This is a genomic window from Nocardioides sp. (assembly GCF_964228225.1).
Lineage (GTDB): Bacteria > Actinomycetota > Actinomycetes > Propionibacteriales > Nocardioidaceae > Nocardioides.
Window position 1 is genome coordinate 31,598 of the sequence record NZ_CAXQZB010000004.1, and the last position, 15,092, is coordinate 46,689.

At 76.0% G+C, this 15,092-nt stretch carries 9 protein-coding genes and 1 tRNA gene; 3 read left to right on the forward strand and 7 right to left on the reverse strand.

The window, feature by feature from the left end:
- Positions 1–29: 29 nt before the first annotated feature.
- Positions 30–2,363, reverse strand: a complete 2,334-nt coding sequence (locus tag ACERUJ_RS01105; protein WP_370246588.1) for an SCO7613 C-terminal domain-containing membrane protein — start codon at positions 2,361–2,363, stop codon at positions 30–32.
- Between the two features lie 183 nt (positions 2,364–2,546).
- On the reverse strand, positions 2,547–4,073 hold the full coding sequence (gene cobT, locus ACERUJ_RS01110) for a nicotinate-nucleotide--dimethylbenzimidazole phosphoribosyltransferase (RefSeq protein ID WP_370246589.1): 1,527 nt from the start codon (positions 4,071–4,073) through the stop codon (positions 2,547–2,549).
- 102 nt (positions 4,074–4,175) lie between these two features.
- Between cobT and ACERUJ_RS01115 the strand changes: the two genes are divergently transcribed.
- Positions 4,176–6,131 carry an amino acid transporter gene (locus ACERUJ_RS01115; RefSeq protein ID WP_370246590.1) on the forward strand — a complete coding sequence of 652 codons (1,956 nt, stop codon included), beginning with the start codon at positions 4,176–4,178 and terminating at the stop codon, positions 6,129–6,131.
- A gap of 23 nt (positions 6,132–6,154) precedes the next feature.
- A complete protein-coding gene (locus ACERUJ_RS01120; protein WP_370246591.1) occupies positions 6,155–7,051 on the forward strand; it encodes a phosphotransferase family protein in 897 nt (298 codons plus the stop codon).
- Positions 7,052–7,150: 99 nt separating this feature from the next.
- Here ACERUJ_RS01120 and ACERUJ_RS01125 read toward each other — a convergent pair.
- The 4 genes from ACERUJ_RS01125 to ACERUJ_RS01140 form a co-directional block, all read right to left on the reverse strand.
- A tRNA-Pro gene (locus ACERUJ_RS01125) sits at positions 7,151–7,224 on the reverse strand.
- 72 nt (positions 7,225–7,296) lie between these two features.
- Positions 7,297–10,755, reverse strand: coding sequence for an error-prone DNA polymerase (locus ACERUJ_RS01130; RefSeq protein WP_370246618.1), 3,459 nt, complete (start codon positions 10,753–10,755; stop codon positions 7,297–7,299).
- A 238-nt stretch (positions 10,756–10,993) separates the two neighbouring features.
- Positions 10,994–12,544, reverse strand: a complete 1,551-nt coding sequence (locus ACERUJ_RS01135; RefSeq protein ID WP_370246592.1) for a DNA polymerase Y family protein — start codon at positions 12,542–12,544, stop codon at positions 10,994–10,996.
- The gene (locus ACERUJ_RS01140; protein WP_370246593.1) at positions 12,541–13,200 is read right to left on the reverse strand and encodes a hypothetical protein; all 660 of its coding nucleotides are present in this window, start codon (positions 13,198–13,200) and stop codon (positions 12,541–12,543) included. The genes ACERUJ_RS01135 and ACERUJ_RS01140 overlap by 4 nt, the downstream gene beginning before the upstream one ends.
- Positions 13,201–13,306: 106 nt before the next feature.
- Between ACERUJ_RS01140 and ACERUJ_RS01145 the strand changes: the two genes are divergently transcribed.
- Positions 13,307–13,837: a hypothetical protein gene (locus tag ACERUJ_RS01145; RefSeq protein WP_370246594.1), complete on the forward strand. Its 531-nt coding sequence runs from the start codon at positions 13,307–13,309 to the stop codon at positions 13,835–13,837.
- Between the two features lie 22 nt (positions 13,838–13,859).
- On the opposite strand, the gene ACERUJ_RS01150 is transcribed toward ACERUJ_RS01145, so the two are convergent.
- On the reverse strand, positions 13,860–14,999 hold the full coding sequence (locus tag ACERUJ_RS01150; RefSeq protein ID WP_370246595.1) for a hypothetical protein: 1,140 nt from the start codon (positions 14,997–14,999) through the stop codon (positions 13,860–13,862).
- Positions 15,000–15,092: the final 93 nt, after the last annotated feature.

Sequence of the window (15,092 nt, forward strand, 5' to 3'; positions counted from 1 at the left end):
CCAGGCCATCCGCGCCGACCCCGGCCCCGTCAGCGCATCGCGCCGATCCAGCGGCCGGTGGCGCGGCCGGCCGCCAGCGCCTGCTCCCACAGCACGCCGGCCACCAGCAGGACGGCGCCGCCCAGGCCGAGGGTCATCCAGCCGGGCACGTAGGCGATGAGCGGACCGCCCTGGGTGAGCGCGACCAGCACCACCGCGATCCCCCCGACGAGGGTGGGGGCCCGCAGGTGGGCGAGCGCGCCGCCGACGGTGAGGGCGACGGCCACCAGGGTCACGACCGCGAGCCGCACCTCGCCGCCCGCGGCGATGGCGAGCATCGTCGAGGGCATGAGCGCCACGCCGAGCGCCGGCGCCAGGGTCAGCTGGGTCGAGGGGATCCGACCTGCTGAGACGCCGCGCACGTGCTGCACCACACCGATCATCCCGAGCATCACGGCCAGCGGCAGGCTGTAGGCCTCGACGACCGCCACGCCACCGTCGGCCAGCAGCACCATCGAGGACGCCGAGAGCAGCAGCGAGCCGAGGTAGGCCATCGGGAGGCGGCCCGGCGCCCCGGCGTAGACCACGGTCACGACACCGCACAGGGCGAACACCGCGGCCGGCCACCCGGCCGACTCGGTGGCGACCGCGTGGCCGAGGGCGAGGATGCCCAGGGCGGACGAGGCGAGCACGCCCGCGAGATCCAGTCGGGGAGCCAGCCGGGGCACGGTGGGCCCCGTGGGCACCGTGGGCACCGTGGGCACAGCGGGCGCCGCGGCTCGGGGCGCGCGGTGTGCGGCGAGGACGGCGAGCGCCGCGGTGAGGACCAGGACGCCCAGGTGCACGACCACGCGGGTCGCGGCGTCGGCGTCGCTGCTGAGCAGCACCGTGGCCCACAGCAGCGTGAGCGTGGCGACGGCCACCCAGCCGCCGCGGCGACGACGCACCACCATCAGCACGGCGGCGACCAGCAGCGCGAGGACGGGCAGGCCGAGCAGCAGCAGCGGCAGCGGCCCGTCCGATCCGGTGACCCGGGAGTCGGCGACGCGCCGCAGGAGCTCGCGGCCGGTGTCGTTGCCGGTCGTGGACAGCAGGGCGGCGCCGCCGGCCCCGGCCGCGGCGATGCCGGCCAGTGCGCCGGCGAGCCGGTCGACACCGGGGCCGGTCGAGGGCACGCCGAGCGCGAGCCCGGCCAGCGCCACCGCCGCCAGCGTCGCGAGCACGACCACCGCGATCGAGGGCAGGTCGAGGAGCGGCGAGCCGACGGCGAGCGCCGTCGCCACCACCGCGCCGACCACCGCGAGGGCACGGGAACCGGGCACCACCCGGGTCGACAGCAGCAGCGCGACGGCGAGCAGCACCAGGGCGCCCGCCGCGACGTAGCGGTCGAGCAGCGGCCCCGTGAGGGCGTAGGTCAGGTGGAGGGCGACGAGGGCGGCGAGGCCGAGCGCGCCGAGCACACCGGTGATCAGCAGCCCGAGCGAGGCACGCGCCGGCCCCGAGCCCGGACCGGCGGCCGGCGTCAGGGGCAGCCGCGGCAGCAGGGTGCGGGCCGCCAGGGCCACCGCCCCCAGGGCCGCGGCGACGGTGAGCACGAGCGCGAGGAGGCCGAGGCGCTGCAGGTCGACGGCGTCGATCAGCGCGAGGCCGGCGCCGAGCAGCGACACGGCCGCGGCCGGGAGGTAGGTCGAGGGACCGCACCAGGTCTGCGGCGACTGCGGCGCACGCCGGCTCACGACGTGCGCGAGCACCAGCAGGACGGCGCAGACCGGGAGGGCGACGCAGGCGTAGGTCGCGAAGGCGAGGCGGTCCAGCCCGGCGAGGCCGAGGGACCAGGCCGCCGAGACGTCGATGGCCAGCAGTCCCACGGCGATCACGGCGGCGGTCTCGGCGGTGGCCGTCAGTCGGGCCCGGACGGCCAGCACCGAGCCGCCGACGGCTGCCGCAGTGAGCCCGGCCATGATCAATGCCTGGCCGACGACCCCGACGAGCAGCCACAGCACGGCCACGAAGAACGCCGCCGCGGAGAGCAGCATCACCGCCCCGAGGCCGAGCAGCAGCTGCTGCCCGGTGCGGCGGGGAGCCCGACCCGGGCCGGGAACGGGCCCCGGGGGCGGTGGGGGCACGCCGGGCCGCCCGGGCACCCCCGCGGCGGCGACCGGGCGCATCAGCTCCTCGATCAGCCGGGCGCGCTCGGAGGTGAGCCGCACCAGCTGCTGGTCCACCTGCCAGAGGCGGATCGCGCGGGGTCCCGTGAGGCGGATGCCGCACGACCCGCAGGCCTCGACCACCCCCGGCAGGGGCACCCCGCACTGCGGGCAGCCCAGGCCGGTTCCGGCGGTGCGCGACGTCGGGAGCACGGCTCCGGTGGGCGGCAGCGACATGGTTCCTCCGAGGGGTGCGGGGACGGGGTCCGGTGCGCCCGGGCGGCGTCCACCCGGGTCCTGCCCATCATCGGCCGCCGGACACCCTCGGCACCTGAGCGCGGCTACTCAATCCGACGCCGCAGCCCCCGATCAGCCGGCCCGATCAGCCGCCCGGATCAGCCGCCCGGTCAGCCGCCCGGATCAGCCCAGGTCGCTCAGCAGCGCCACGTCGCGCAGGAGGTCGGCCGCGCTGCGGACCAGGGGCACCGCGACGACCGCACCCGACCCCTCCCCGAGCCGCATGCCGAGGTCGAGCAGCGGCACCAGGCCGAGGTGGTCCAGCGCCAGGCGCTGGGCCGGTTCCGGCGACCGGTGGCCGGCGGCGAACCAGGCCGCGCAGCCGGGCGCGAGGCGTTCGGCGCTCACCGCGCACGCGACACTCATCAATCCGTCCAGCAGCACCGGGATGCCGGCGTGCGCGGCCGCGGCGAGGTAGCCGGCCGCGGCCGCGAGGTCGGCGCTGCCGAGTGCAGCGAGGGTGTCCACGGGGTCGTGCCAGCGCGCGCGCGTGCGCTCCAGCGCGGCACGGACCACCGCGGCCTTGTGCGCCAGCGCGGCGTCGTCGATCCCGGTGCCGCGCCCGGTCACCGTGGCGGCCTCGGCGGGGTCCAGCCCGAGGGCGGCGGCGACGAGCGCGGCGGCGGGGGTGGTGTTGCCGATCCCCATGTCGCCGCTGAGCAGCAGGTCGGCTCCGGCGGCGATCTCCTCCGCCGCGACCGCGGCCCCGGCGGCGATCGCCCGCTCCGCCTCCTCGCGCGTCAGGGCGTCCTGGCGCTCGATCGACCCGCTGGCGCGCCGCACCTTGTACTGCTGCACCCGCGCGCGCACCTCCGGATCGAGGTCGGGAAGGTCCTCGTCGACCGCGAGGTCGAGCACCCGCACCGCCACGTCGTGTCGCCGGGCCAGCACGTTCACGCCGCCACGACCGCTGAGGAAGGTGCGCACCATCGCGCCGGTGATGGCCGGCGGGAAGGCCGAGACCCCGGATCCGGCGACGCCGTGGTCGCCGGCGAAGATCACCAGCCGGACCGCCTGCGGCGCGTCCGGCGCGGGCCGCCCGGTGCAGGCGGCCCACCACACGGCCAGCTCGCCCACGCCTCCGAGGGCCCCCGGAGGCGTGGCCAGGGCGGCCAGCCGCTCCCGGGCCTGCGCGGCGATCGCCGCCGGCGGCGGTGCGACCGGTCGCCGCAGGGCCGCGACGACGTCCGAGGGGGCGACGGGGTCGGTCATGGGTGTCTCCTGGGTCGAGGGATCGCCCGTCCGCGTCGGACGGGGCTCGGCCCGAGCCTCTCGTGCCGGGGCGCCGCGGTCGTGATCGGGTCCGGCCCCGGACCGGGCGCGGCGCAGGAAGTCGAGTACCGCCGGGTCGGTGCGCGCGGCCTCGGTCGCGCTCAGGTCGCGGCTGCGGTACGCCGAGGACGAGGCGCGAGCCAGCGGCGCGGAGTCGGCGATGCGTCGGGCCAGGTCGTCGATCGCCGCGACACCGCCCGACCGCCAGGCCGCCGCCTCCTCGGCGTCGAGCTCGATCAGCACCGACCCGGTGACCGGCCCCTGGTCGCACCGCACATCCAGCAGCCGCCGGTCGCCGGGATCGCGCAGCAGGAACCACGACCCCGGACGGTGGGCGATCACGCCCGGCGTCCCGGCGTCGCCGGAGGACACGACCACGGTCCCACGCTACGCCCGTGGGCGGGGTCCCCGGGTCGCCAGACCCGCGACGCGGGTGGATGATGCTGGACGCACCATCGACCCCACCCAGAACGGCATCGCATGACGACGTCTCCGCCGGCCGTCCGGACCTCCCGCCTCGGGCGTTGGCTGCTGGACGGCCAGACCCCGGAGCCGCGGGGGTTCTACGAGCCCGACACCGAGGCCACCCACCACGAGACCAAGCCGTGGTGGCGGGTGATGTGCCTCACCGGCGTCGACTACTTCTCGACCCTGGGCTACCAACCCGGCATCGCCGCGCTGGCGGCCGGGGCGCTGGCCCCGATCGCGACGCTCGTGCTCGTCCTGGTCACGCTGTTCGGGGCACTGCCGATGTACCGCCGGGTGGCGGAGGAGTCGCCCCACGGCGACGGGTCGCTGTCGATGCTGGAGCGTCTGCTGTCGTACTGGCCCTCCAAGGCGCTGGTGCTGAGCCTGCTGGGCTTCGTCGCCACCGGCTTCATCATCACCATCACGCTGTCCGCGGCCGACGCCTCGGCGCACCTGATCGAGAACCCGTTCCTGCACGACGCGCTGGAGGGGCGGGCCGTGATCGTCACGATCGCCCTGATCAGTGCCCTCGCGGTGGTCTTCCTGCGCGGCTTCAGCGAGGCGATCGGTGTCGCGGTGGTGCTCGTGGCCTGCTACATCGGGCTCTCGCTCGTGGTCGTTCTCGTGGGCTTCCAGCGGGTCCTGCGCGACACCTCGGTGGTCGGCTCGTGGACCGACGCCCTGTCGATGGAGCACGCCACCGTGCTCGGCATGATCGGCGCCGCGCTGCTGGTCTTCCCCGCGCTGGCGCTGGGGCTGTCCGGCTTCGAGACCGGCGTCGTCGTCATGCCGCTGGTCGAGGGCGACGAGACCGACACCCCGCAGGCGCCCGTGGGCCGGATCCGCAACGCCAAGCGGCTGCTCACCACCGCCGCGCTGCTGATGAGCGTGATGCTCGTGGGGTCCTCACTCGTGACGACCTGGCTCATCCCGCCTGCGGCGTTCGAGGCCGGCGGCGACGCGAACGGGCGGGCGCTGGCCTACCTGGCCCACAACATGCTCGGCGACGGGTTCGGCACCCTCTACGACGCCGCCACGATCGGCATCCTGTGGTTCGCCGGCGCCTCGGCGATGGCCGGCCTGCTCAACATCGTGCCGCGCTACCTCCCGCGCTACGGCATGGCGCCCGCGTGGGCGAAGGCCACCCGCCCGCTCGTGCTGGTCTTCGGCGCGGTGGCGCTGCTGGTGACCGTGCTCTTCGACGCCGACGTCGAGGCCCAGGCCGGTGCCTACGCCACCGGCGTGCTGGCGCTGATGACCTCCGCGGCGGTGGCCGTGACCCTCTCCTGCCGTCGTCGTGGCGAGACGGGCCGGGCGGTGTTCTTCGGACTGGTCACCGCGGTGTTCGTCTACACCTCCGCCGTCACCGTCGTCGACCACCCCGGCGGCCTGGTCGTCGCCGGGCTCTTCATCGCCGCCACCGTGGCGATCTCGCTGGTCTCCCGGGCGGCGCGCTCCACCGAGCTGCGCATCCAGCGGGTCGTGTTCGACGAGGCGGCCACGATGATGCTGGGCGAGGTGCTGGTGGTCGACGCGCCCGTGCGGTTGATCGCGAACAAGAAGCAGGCCGGCGACGACGCCGAGTACGACGCCAAGAGTCTCGACGTGCGCATGGACAACCACCTCGACGCCGCCGAGGCCGCGCTCTTCGTCGAGGTGGACGTGGACGACGCCTCCGACTTCAACGCCCGGATCCTGGTGACCGCCCGGCGCATCGGCCCCCACCGCGTGCTGCGCGCCAGCGGGCCGTCCACCGCCAACGTGCTGGCCGCGATCCTGCTCGCCGTGCGCGACATCGACGACATGCCGCCCCACATCTACTTCGAGTGGAGCGAGCGGGGTCCGCTCGAGAACGCCCTGCGCTTCCTGTTCCTCGGCGAGGGCGACGTGCCCGCCGTCACCCGCGAGATCCTGCGGCGCGCCGAGCCCGAGGAGTCGCTGCGCCCGCAGTGCCACGTCGGCGGCTGAGCCAGTCTGCCTAGGGTGTCGGGGTGGACGCCGCGATCCGGGCCTGGCTCGAGCACCAGCTCGCGGCCCGGGTCATCGAGGCGCACGCCTTCACCGGCGGGGTCACCTCCACCATCCTCGGCCTCACCGACGCGACCGGACGCCGCAGCGTGCTGCGGATGATGACCGAGGAGCCGTGGCGACGCCACGGGCGCGACCTCACCCTGCGGGAGCGGGCCGCGCAGCGCACGCTCCTCGCGGCACCGGACGTCCCGGCCCCGCGCAGCATCGCCGTGGATGCCGAGGGCGAGGTCGCCGGCGTCGCGCTGCACCTGATGTCCCGGCGCCCGGGCGATCCCCTCGCTGCCACCGCTGCGATCGGGGAGGTGCAGTTGGCCGCCATGGCCGACCTGCTGGCGCGGATCCACGCCGTCACCCCCGACGAGCCGTACCGCACCTTCCAGTCCTGGGCGTGGCCGGCCAAGCGGGTCGTCCCACCATGGACCCGGGTGCCCGCGTCGTGGGAGCGCGCCTTCGCGCTTCTCGACGCGCCCGCACCGGCCTACGAGCCGCACTTCCTGCACCGGGACTTCTCCCACCGCAACCTGCTCTGGAACGGTGACCCGACCACCGGGACGATCAGCGGGGTCGTGGACTGGGTCGAGGCCTCCACCGGTCCGGCGTGGCTCGACGCCGCCCATGCCGCGACGACGCTGGCCGTGCACCTCGGCCCCACGCCGGCGCGGGCCTTCCTCACCGCCTACGCCCGGCTGAGCGAGGAGCCGCTCGATGCCCACTGGCTGGTGATGGACGCCGTCGGCTTCCTACCGCCGCCGGGCCGCGAGCCGCTGTTCGCCCACCCCGACCAGCTGGCCCGCCTCGATGCGTGGCTGCACGAGGTCGTCACCGGCGTCACCGGCGTCGCCGTTCACGCGGGCTGAGGACGGCGCTGCCGGGCTGCCGCCGACGGACCCGGTCCGCCCGGGAAGCAGCACCGCCTCCGACCTGTGTTCTCGCAGGTCGGAGGCGGTGTCGTCCGGTCGGGCTGACAGGATTTGAACCTGCGACCCCTTGACCCCCAGTCAAGTGCGCTACCAAGCTGCGCTACAGCCCGAACCCCTCGCGCACGTGTGCGTCGAAGGCGTGGCAGACACTACCGCAGGTGCTCGGCGGGCGCGGAATCGGGTCACCGGTAGTCGCGGGAGGACTGGCGCACCTGCAGGGCGGTGCCGGCGCCGGCGATGACGTCGTCGAGGCTGTCGACGCGGTCGGCCACCAGGTTCACCGCGCCCTCCTGCCGCTCCAGGATCCCGCGGACCACCACGGCGACGCGCTGCCGGGCGGCCTTCCAGGTGCTCATCACGCCCACCGAGCAGACGACGTTGAGCATCCCGGTCTCGTCCTCGAGGTTGAGGAACGTGACGCCCCCGGCGGTGCCCGGGCGCTGTCGGTGGGTGATGAGGCCCGCGACCCGGACCCGGCGGCGGTCCTCGACCTCGGCCAGGCCGGCGATCGAGCGGATCCCGGCCCGGCGCAGTTCCTCGCGCAGATGATCCACCGGGTGGCTGTCGGGGCTGATCCGGGTGGCCCAGAGGTCGGCCAGGGTGAGCTCGGGCTCCGACATCGCGGGCAGCAGCGGCGGCGCCGGCGCCGGGGTGGTGCCCGGCAGGTGGTCGGGCGACTCCGCGAAGCCCGCGGCCCACAGCGCCTGCCGCCGGTCCAGTCCGAAGCCCGCCAGCGCCCCGGCCGTGGCCAGCGCCTCCAGTTGCGGCGGGGTGAGGCCGGTGCGCCGCGCCAGGTCGGGGACGTCGCGGAACGGCGCCTCCTCGCGTGCCGCCACGATCCGCGCCGCCACCTCGGCCCCGATGCCGCGCACCGAGTCCAGCCCCAGGCGCACCGTGAGCGCGCCGTCGCGGCGATGGATCGGGGTCGGGTCGGGGCTCGCGGGGTCCCAGGGGGTGGGGGTGAAGTGGGAGCGCCGGCACTCCGGCAGCCCCGTGGCCGCCACCGGCGTGCCGGACGGGAGCGCGTCGTCCACCGGCTCGAGGTCGGCCTGGGCCTGCGAGCGCTGCAGGCACGGGCGTCGCACCTCCACGCCGTGCCGTCGGGCGTCGCCCACCAGCGACTGCGGGGAGTAGAAGCCCATCGGCTGGTTGCGCAGCAGCCCGGCCAGGAACGCCGCCGGGTAGTGCAGCTTGAACCAGGAGCTGGCGTAGACCAGCAGCGCGAAGCTGAGTGAGTGCGACTCGGCGAAACCGAAGTTGGCGAAGGAGAGGATCTTGACGTAGATCGCGTCCGCCTGGGCCCCCACCAACCCCCGACGGGCCATGCCGGCGTAGAGCTTCTCCTTCACGCTCTCGATGCGCTCCACCCCCCGCTTGGAGCCCATCGCCCGGCGCAGCAGGTCGGCGTCGTCACGGGAACAGTCGCCCAGCGCCACCGCCATCGCCATCACCTGCTCCTGGAACAGCGGGATGCCGCGGGTGCGCTCGAGCACCGGGATCAGGTCGGGGTGGTCGTAGGTGATCGGCTCCTGCCCGGTGGCCCGCCGCACGTAGGGGTGCACCGCGCCGCCCTGGATGGGGCCGGGGCGGATCAGGGCGATCTCGATGGCGAGGTCGTAGAACTCCCGCGGCCGCAGCCGCGGCAGGGTGCCGATCTGGGCGCGGCTCTCGACCTGGAACACCCCGATGGAGTCGGCGCGGCACAGCATGTCGTAGACCGCCGGCTCCTCCTTGGGCATCGTCGCCAGCGTCCACGACTCCCCCAGGTGCTGCCGGGTCAGCCGCATCATGTGGTCCAGGGCGCCGAGCATGCCCAGCCCGAGCAGGTCGAACTTGACCAGGCCCATCGTCTCGCAGCCGTCCTTGTCCCACTGCAGCACGGTGCGTCGGTCCATCCGGGCCCGCTCGATGGGACACACCTCCCCGATGGGGCGCTCGGTGAGCACCATCCCGCCGGAGTGGATGCCCAGGTGGCGGGGCGCGCCGAGGAACTGCTCGGCCAGCGCGAGCACCGGGGCGGGCAGCTGCGCCGCCGCGGGATCGGCCGCGAGGTCGCGGCCCCACCCGTCGATGTTCTTGCTCCAGGCGTCCTGCTGGCCCGGGGAGTGACCGAGCGCCTTGGCGGCGTCGCGCACCGCCGACCGCGGCCGGTAGGTGATGACGTTGGCCACCTGGGCGGCGTTGCGCCGGCCGTAGGTCTCATAGACCCACTGGATGACCTCCTCGCGGCGGTCGGAGTCGAAGTCGACGTCGATGTCGGGCTCCTCGTCGCGGTGTTCGGAGATGAAGCGTTCGAAGGGCAGCCGGTACCAGACGGCGTCGATCGCGGTGATCCCCAGCGCGTAGCAGACCGCCGAGCTGGCCGCCGAGCCCCGGCCCTGACACAGGATGTCGAGACGACGGGCCTGGGCCACGATGTCGTGGACGATCACGAAGTACCCCGCGAAGTCCTTGCGGCAGATGATGTCGAGCTCGGCCTCGATCCGCGCCCGCGCCTCCTGCTCGTGCGGCGCCCCGCGGTAGGTGCGCTCGAAGCCCTCCCAGGTGAGGTGGCGCAGCCAGCTGCCGGCGGTGTGGCCGGCCGGGATGCCGCGCTGCGGCAGGCGCGGCGTCGCCCCCCGCAGGTCGAAGGCGACCTCGTCGGCCAGGCTCACGCTGCGGGCGACCGCCCCCGGCCAGCGGGCGAAGCGCCGGGCCATCTCCGCGCCGCTGCGCAGCGGTCGTCCCAACGGTGGCAGCCAGCCGTCCATGTCGGCCAGGCTGCGTCGGGCGCGCACCGCGGCCATCGCGGCGGCCAGTCGGGCGTGGTCGGCGCCGGCGTGGTGCACGTTGCCGGTGGCGACGGTCGGCAGGCCGTGGGCCGCGGCCAGCGCCGCCAGCCGGTCGAGGTGGAGGTCCTCCCCCGGCAGGCCGTGGGCGGTGAGCTCGACGACGACGTGGTCGGCGCCGAAGCGGTCGACCAGCCCCCGCAGGGCGGCCGCCGCCGCGGCGTCGCCGTGCCGGGTGAGCGCCTGCGGCACCGCCCCCTTGCGGCAGCCGGTGAGGATCAGCCAGTGGCCCCGGCCCCGCTCGGTGAGCTCGTCGAGGTCGTAGACGGGCCGGCCCTTCTCGTCGCCGCGCAGCTGTGCCTCGGTGATGGCCCCCGCCAACCGGTGGTAGCCCTCCACCCCGCGCGCCAGGACCAGCAGGTGGGTGCCATCGGGGTCGGGCACCCCGGCGCCCGGGGCGCTGAGCCCCAGCGACAGCTCGGCGCCGTAGACCGTGGCCAGGCCCGAGCCGCGGGCGGCCTCGGCCATCGCCGGTGCGCCGTAGAAGCCGTCGTGGTCGGTGAGGGCGAGGCCGTGCAGGCCCAGCCCCACGGCCTGCGACACGAGGGCGGCGGGGTCACTGGCACCGTCGAGGAAGCTGTAGTTGCTGTGGCAGTGCAGCTCCGCGTACGGCACCGCCCGGGAGCGCGCCGCGGCCACCTCCTGCTGGGCGGCGGCGTCGTCGGGCTCGGCCACCGGGCCGGTGCGCCGCTTGCGCCGCGAGATCGGTGCGTCGCGCACGATCTCCTCGGCGTGGGGATCGGGGGTGGAGCCGCGCCCCGAGAGTCGGCGCTCCAGCTCCTGCCACGGCATCTCCGGGTTCTCGAACCCCATCGCACTCCCCTGTCGTTCTTCCTGGTTGCTGCGGTGCTGGGCGGTGGTGCGGGCCGTCGGTCGTCGCACCGCGTCTCGTGACGGCGCCGGGGCGCCTCCTCGACGAACGCGCCACCCACGGGCGTCGAGGAGCGAGCGAAGCGAGCGGCACGAGACGCCCGCACCCGAGCCACCACGTCTCGTGACGGCGCCCGGGCGCCTCCTCGACCAGCACGAACGTCACCGCCGTCGAAGCGACTCAGTCGTAGGCGGCCTCGAGCCACCAGCCGCGGGGGTCGCCGACCAGCAGCCAGGCCCGTCCGTCGACCCCGACCACCTGGTAGCGCACCCGCAGGCCGGGGGCGTCGGGCTCCCACCAGCCCTCGTCGAGGGGCCAGGGGCCGGCCCAGGCGGCGACGGGCTGCCAGGGCTCCCCTGGGATCCGCATCCGCGCCGGCGGGCTGTCGGGGCCCTGTCCCAGGACCGGGACCGGGTGCCCCTGGGCGTCGGTGACCTCGATCGGCCGGGGCTCGGCGTAGACCACGACCGGCGCCGGGCCGGGGATCGCACCGGGCCAGGGCCGGTCGCGGGGACGGGTGGGGACCACCCGCTCCCCCCAGGGGGCGCTGGCCTGCCGGGCGGCGGGCGTGCGGCCTCCCTGCACCGCCGGCTGCCGGACGGCGTCGAAGCCGACCATCGCCTGCACCCGGGCGACCCCGCGCTCCACGAACTCCTCACTGCCCCCGCCCCACAACGCCTCGGCGTGGGCGGCGGCCGGTTCGACGCTCTCGGGCAGGAACCGCACCCGCTCGATCGGGGCGGTGATCGTGCCCGCCTCCCGACGACTGCGCAGCGCGGGGCCGGCCTGCAGCTGCCAGTGCACCCGGTCGATGAGATCGCGGGCGGAGAAGTGGCGCGGGTGCAGCCAGGGCCGGGAGGAGACGACGCGCCCCTCGCTCTCGGCCTCGACCCGCACCCCGGTGGCGACCAGCTGCTGGGCCGCCAGCCCGGCCAGGAAGCGCTCGGCGGTGGTGCGCACGCTGAAGCAGACCGCCTCGGCGTCCTCCAGGGGCGGCTCGAAGGCGATCTCGCAGGCCAGCTCCGGCGGGGCCTGCCGGGCCGCGAAGACCGCGCCGCCCTCGCCCCGGGCACGGCGCCAGACCCCGAGGCCGTACTCGCCGAAGCGGGCCACGACGTCGTCGGCGCGCAGGCCGGCGAGATCGCCGAGCGTGCGCAGCCCCAGGCGGGCGAGCAGGCTCGCCGCCTCCCGGCCGGCCGGGCCGTCGGCCTCCAGCACCGTGACCGGCAGCCCGGCCAGGAAGCGCGCCGAGCCCCCCGGCGGCACCACGACGTGCTCCTGGGTGGTGGCCCGGCGCGCGGCCTGCTCGGCGGTGAAGAGGTCGTCGGCCACGCCCATGCGCACGTCCCAGACGAGGTCGACCAGCTCCTCGGTGATGACCGCGGCCGCCGACTGCTCGCTGCCGAACCAGCCCGCCGGCGCCCGCACCGCCACCAGGCCCGGCCGCAGCGCGGCCACCCCCGGTCGGGACTGCTCGATGGTGGTGACGACCGGTTCGAACGCACGGGCGTCGCGGGCGGGGTTGTCCTCCAGCAGGGCCAGCTCGGGGCAGCGCGACTGCGCGTCGCGGCGGCGCATGCCCCGGCGCACGCCGTCCTCGCGCGCCGGCTCGTTGCACACCTCGACCCGACCGGCCTTCAGCACCGCGCCGGGCCGCAGTCCGGGCAGCCCCTGCTCGGCCAGCCCTGCCACCACCGCCCAGTCGGGGCACCACGCCACCAGCACCCTCATCCGGCGGCCTCCTGCAGCCACGGCCGCTGCACGCGGACGGGGTCGGCGATCCGCAGGTCCTGCGGCCCCCACACGACGTCGTGGGTCACCGCCGGAGCGGCACCGCGGACGACCTCGATCCGCAGCCGACGGTCGTGCAGCACCCCGTGCCCCTGCCCCAGGCCCTGCCAGCGCCGCCGCGCGATGCTGATCCGCGCCTCGCAGCGCGGCCACTCCCCCCACACCACCAGCGCCGCCGAGCGCTTGCGCAGCCGCGCCTCGAGCTGCGCGGCGGGCCGGGCCAGCCGGCTCGCGTCGAGCCCGGGATCGGGGCGCAGCAGCACCAGCCGCACCGCGTCGACGAGGGCGGCGGTGACCTCCAGCCAGTGCTCCCCCGGGTCGGGCACCCACACCGTGCGGGCGAGGTCGAGGCCCAGCGCGGCGGCGGCCTCCATGCCGAGGTCGGGCCAGCCGGCGACGGCGACCCACTCCCCCTGCCGGGAGGCCTCGGCGAGCAGCGCCAGCCCGAGGGAGGCGGAGTCGACGCCGTAGGATCCTCCTGCGCGCAGCTGCACCACCGGGGCGAGCGCCGGGTGGGTGGGCAGCGGCAGCCGGGCCGGAGCGGACTCCATCGACGCGATGCGCTGGCGCAGCTGGTCGATGAGGGCGGTGTCCACCCGTCCATGATCGAACACGTGTTCGAACAGGTCAAGGCGGGATCCACACCGGCCTTCACACCGGGCTCCAGACGGGGCCCGACCCCCGCGGGACTAGGCTCCGTGGGTGCTCTGCCACGTCTGCTACGACGACCCCGAGGTGCGGCCCGGGTGCACCGCCTGTCACGGCACGGGTCGCGCCACGACCCTCCCGCTGTGCCGCGACCCGTGGAACGAGGTCGTGCCCGGGCTCTTCCAGGGCGGCCACGACGTGCGCCCGGTCTCCGCCACCGCCTGCGTGGTCGGCACCGAGTTCGACCTCGTCGTCAGCCTCGCCACCCGGCCCGGCTACGGCCCGGCGGACGGCGTGCCGCACCGGGTGCTGCGCATGGCCGACGCCGGGGTGGACGCGCCGCTCGCCGCCCGTCTGGACGAGCTGGCCGGCGAGGTCGCCGCGGCCGTGACGGACCGGCGACGGGTGCTCGTGCGCTGCTCCGGCGGCCTCAACCGCTCCGGCCTGGTCACCGCCCTCGCCCTACGACGGCTCGGCCACGACACCGCCGCGGCGATCGCCGCCGTGCGGGCGGCCCGCGGCCCCTGGGCGCTCACCAACCCCGGGTTCGTCCGCCACCTCCACAGCCTCCACGACCTGCCCTGAGCGGCCGTGACCGGCCGTCCCCTCACGCCGGGTCGCGGACGGCGACCTGTCCCGAGTCGGGGTCGACCTGCAGCCCGGAGGTGTCCACGGCCTCGAACGCCGCGGCGGGGATGCGCTTGAGGTCGGCGATGAGACGGTTCGGCCAGCGCGCGCTCTCCTCGCCCTGGAAGAACCACGGCGATCCGTTGTCGGCGAGCACCAGACCGTAGGTGCGCATCGCCGCCACCACCCGCAGCGCCGGCGGGGACAGGTCGGCGGGGGGCCGCCAGTCGGCCCGCAGCCGGAACCGCGCCCCCATCGGCGGGAACAGCGGCGGGTCCTGGGAGCCGGCGTCGTGCCGGGCCGGCCACAGGTGCCACCGGCCGGTGACGTCGGTGGTGAACCGGATCGCGTGGTCGATCCGGTCGCGCCGCACCTCCTGCCAGCGCAGCAGGCCGGGCAGGATCGGCAGGCCGGCGGCGTCGGCGGAGGTCCAGCCGTCGGGCCGCAGCGCGGAGCCGCGCAGGTCGAACACCGCGCCCGAGCCGGCGCTCCAGCGCCGCCCCGGACCGGTCAGCGGCCGGGTCGCATAGGTCTCGTAGAGCCGGCAGGAGCCGCGCTGCACCACCAGGGCGTGCCGGTCGCCGTCGCTCCCCCGGCCCCCCTCGATGCGGGTGTCGGCGCCCAGCGGGTAGCGCACCCGGTCGCTCTCCTCGGCGTAGCCGAAGCGCACCGGCACCCGCGGGTGGTCGGCGTCCACGACGGTGATCGGGATCCCGTAGTCGGCCCCCGGCCCGGGCTTGCGACCGAAGTCGGGGTGGAGCATCGCCCCGGGCGACATCCGCGCCAGCCAGGCCGCGCTGCGGGCGTGCACCGGCAGCGCGCTCACGTCGGCGTGCCACCAGTCGTCGGCGGGCAGCACCGCGCAGCCGCCGACCGGCACGCCGGTCGTGGGGGCACCTGCGCGCACGGCCCTCGCCACGCCCGAGGGCGCCGTCGCCGGCACCGCCGGGGACGCCTCCCCCGCGGCCCCGGTGACCCGCAGGACGCCCCGCGCCCAGGCGACGTCGGGGCGACCGGCGCCGGTCATCGGCACCGCCACCGCCACGGCGGGGATGGCGAGCATCCCGCCCACGATCATCGCGATCGTCGCGGTGACGAACCAGGGCGGCCGCTGCTCCATCACCTCAGGCTAGGGAGCGGGTGTCGCGCCCCGCACCGGCCGAACAGCCAGCCCCGACCCGCCCGAACGGATCAGGTGGGCCAGCGGACCACG

Bases quoted from the DNA above. Each gene is read 5' to 3' on its own strand.
- ACERUJ_RS01105 (WP_370246588.1), bottom strand. From the start codon at position 2,363: ATGTCGCTGCCGCCCACCGGAGCCGTGCTCCCGACGTCGCGCACCGCC.
- ACERUJ_RS01115 (WP_370246590.1), top strand. From the start codon at position 4,176: ATGACGACGTCTCCGCCGGCCGTCCGGACCTCCCGCCTCGGGCGTTGG.
- ACERUJ_RS01130 (WP_370246618.1), bottom strand. From the start codon at position 10,755: ATGGGGTTCGAGAACCCGGAGATGCCGTGGCAGGAGCTGGAGCGCCGA.
- ACERUJ_RS01135 (WP_370246592.1), bottom strand. From the start codon at position 12,544: ATGAGGGTGCTGGTGGCGTGGTGCCCCGACTGGGCGGTGGTGGCAGGG.
- ACERUJ_RS01150 (WP_370246595.1), bottom strand. From the start codon at position 14,999: ATGGAGCAGCGGCCGCCCTGGTTCGTCACCGCGACGATCGCGATGATC.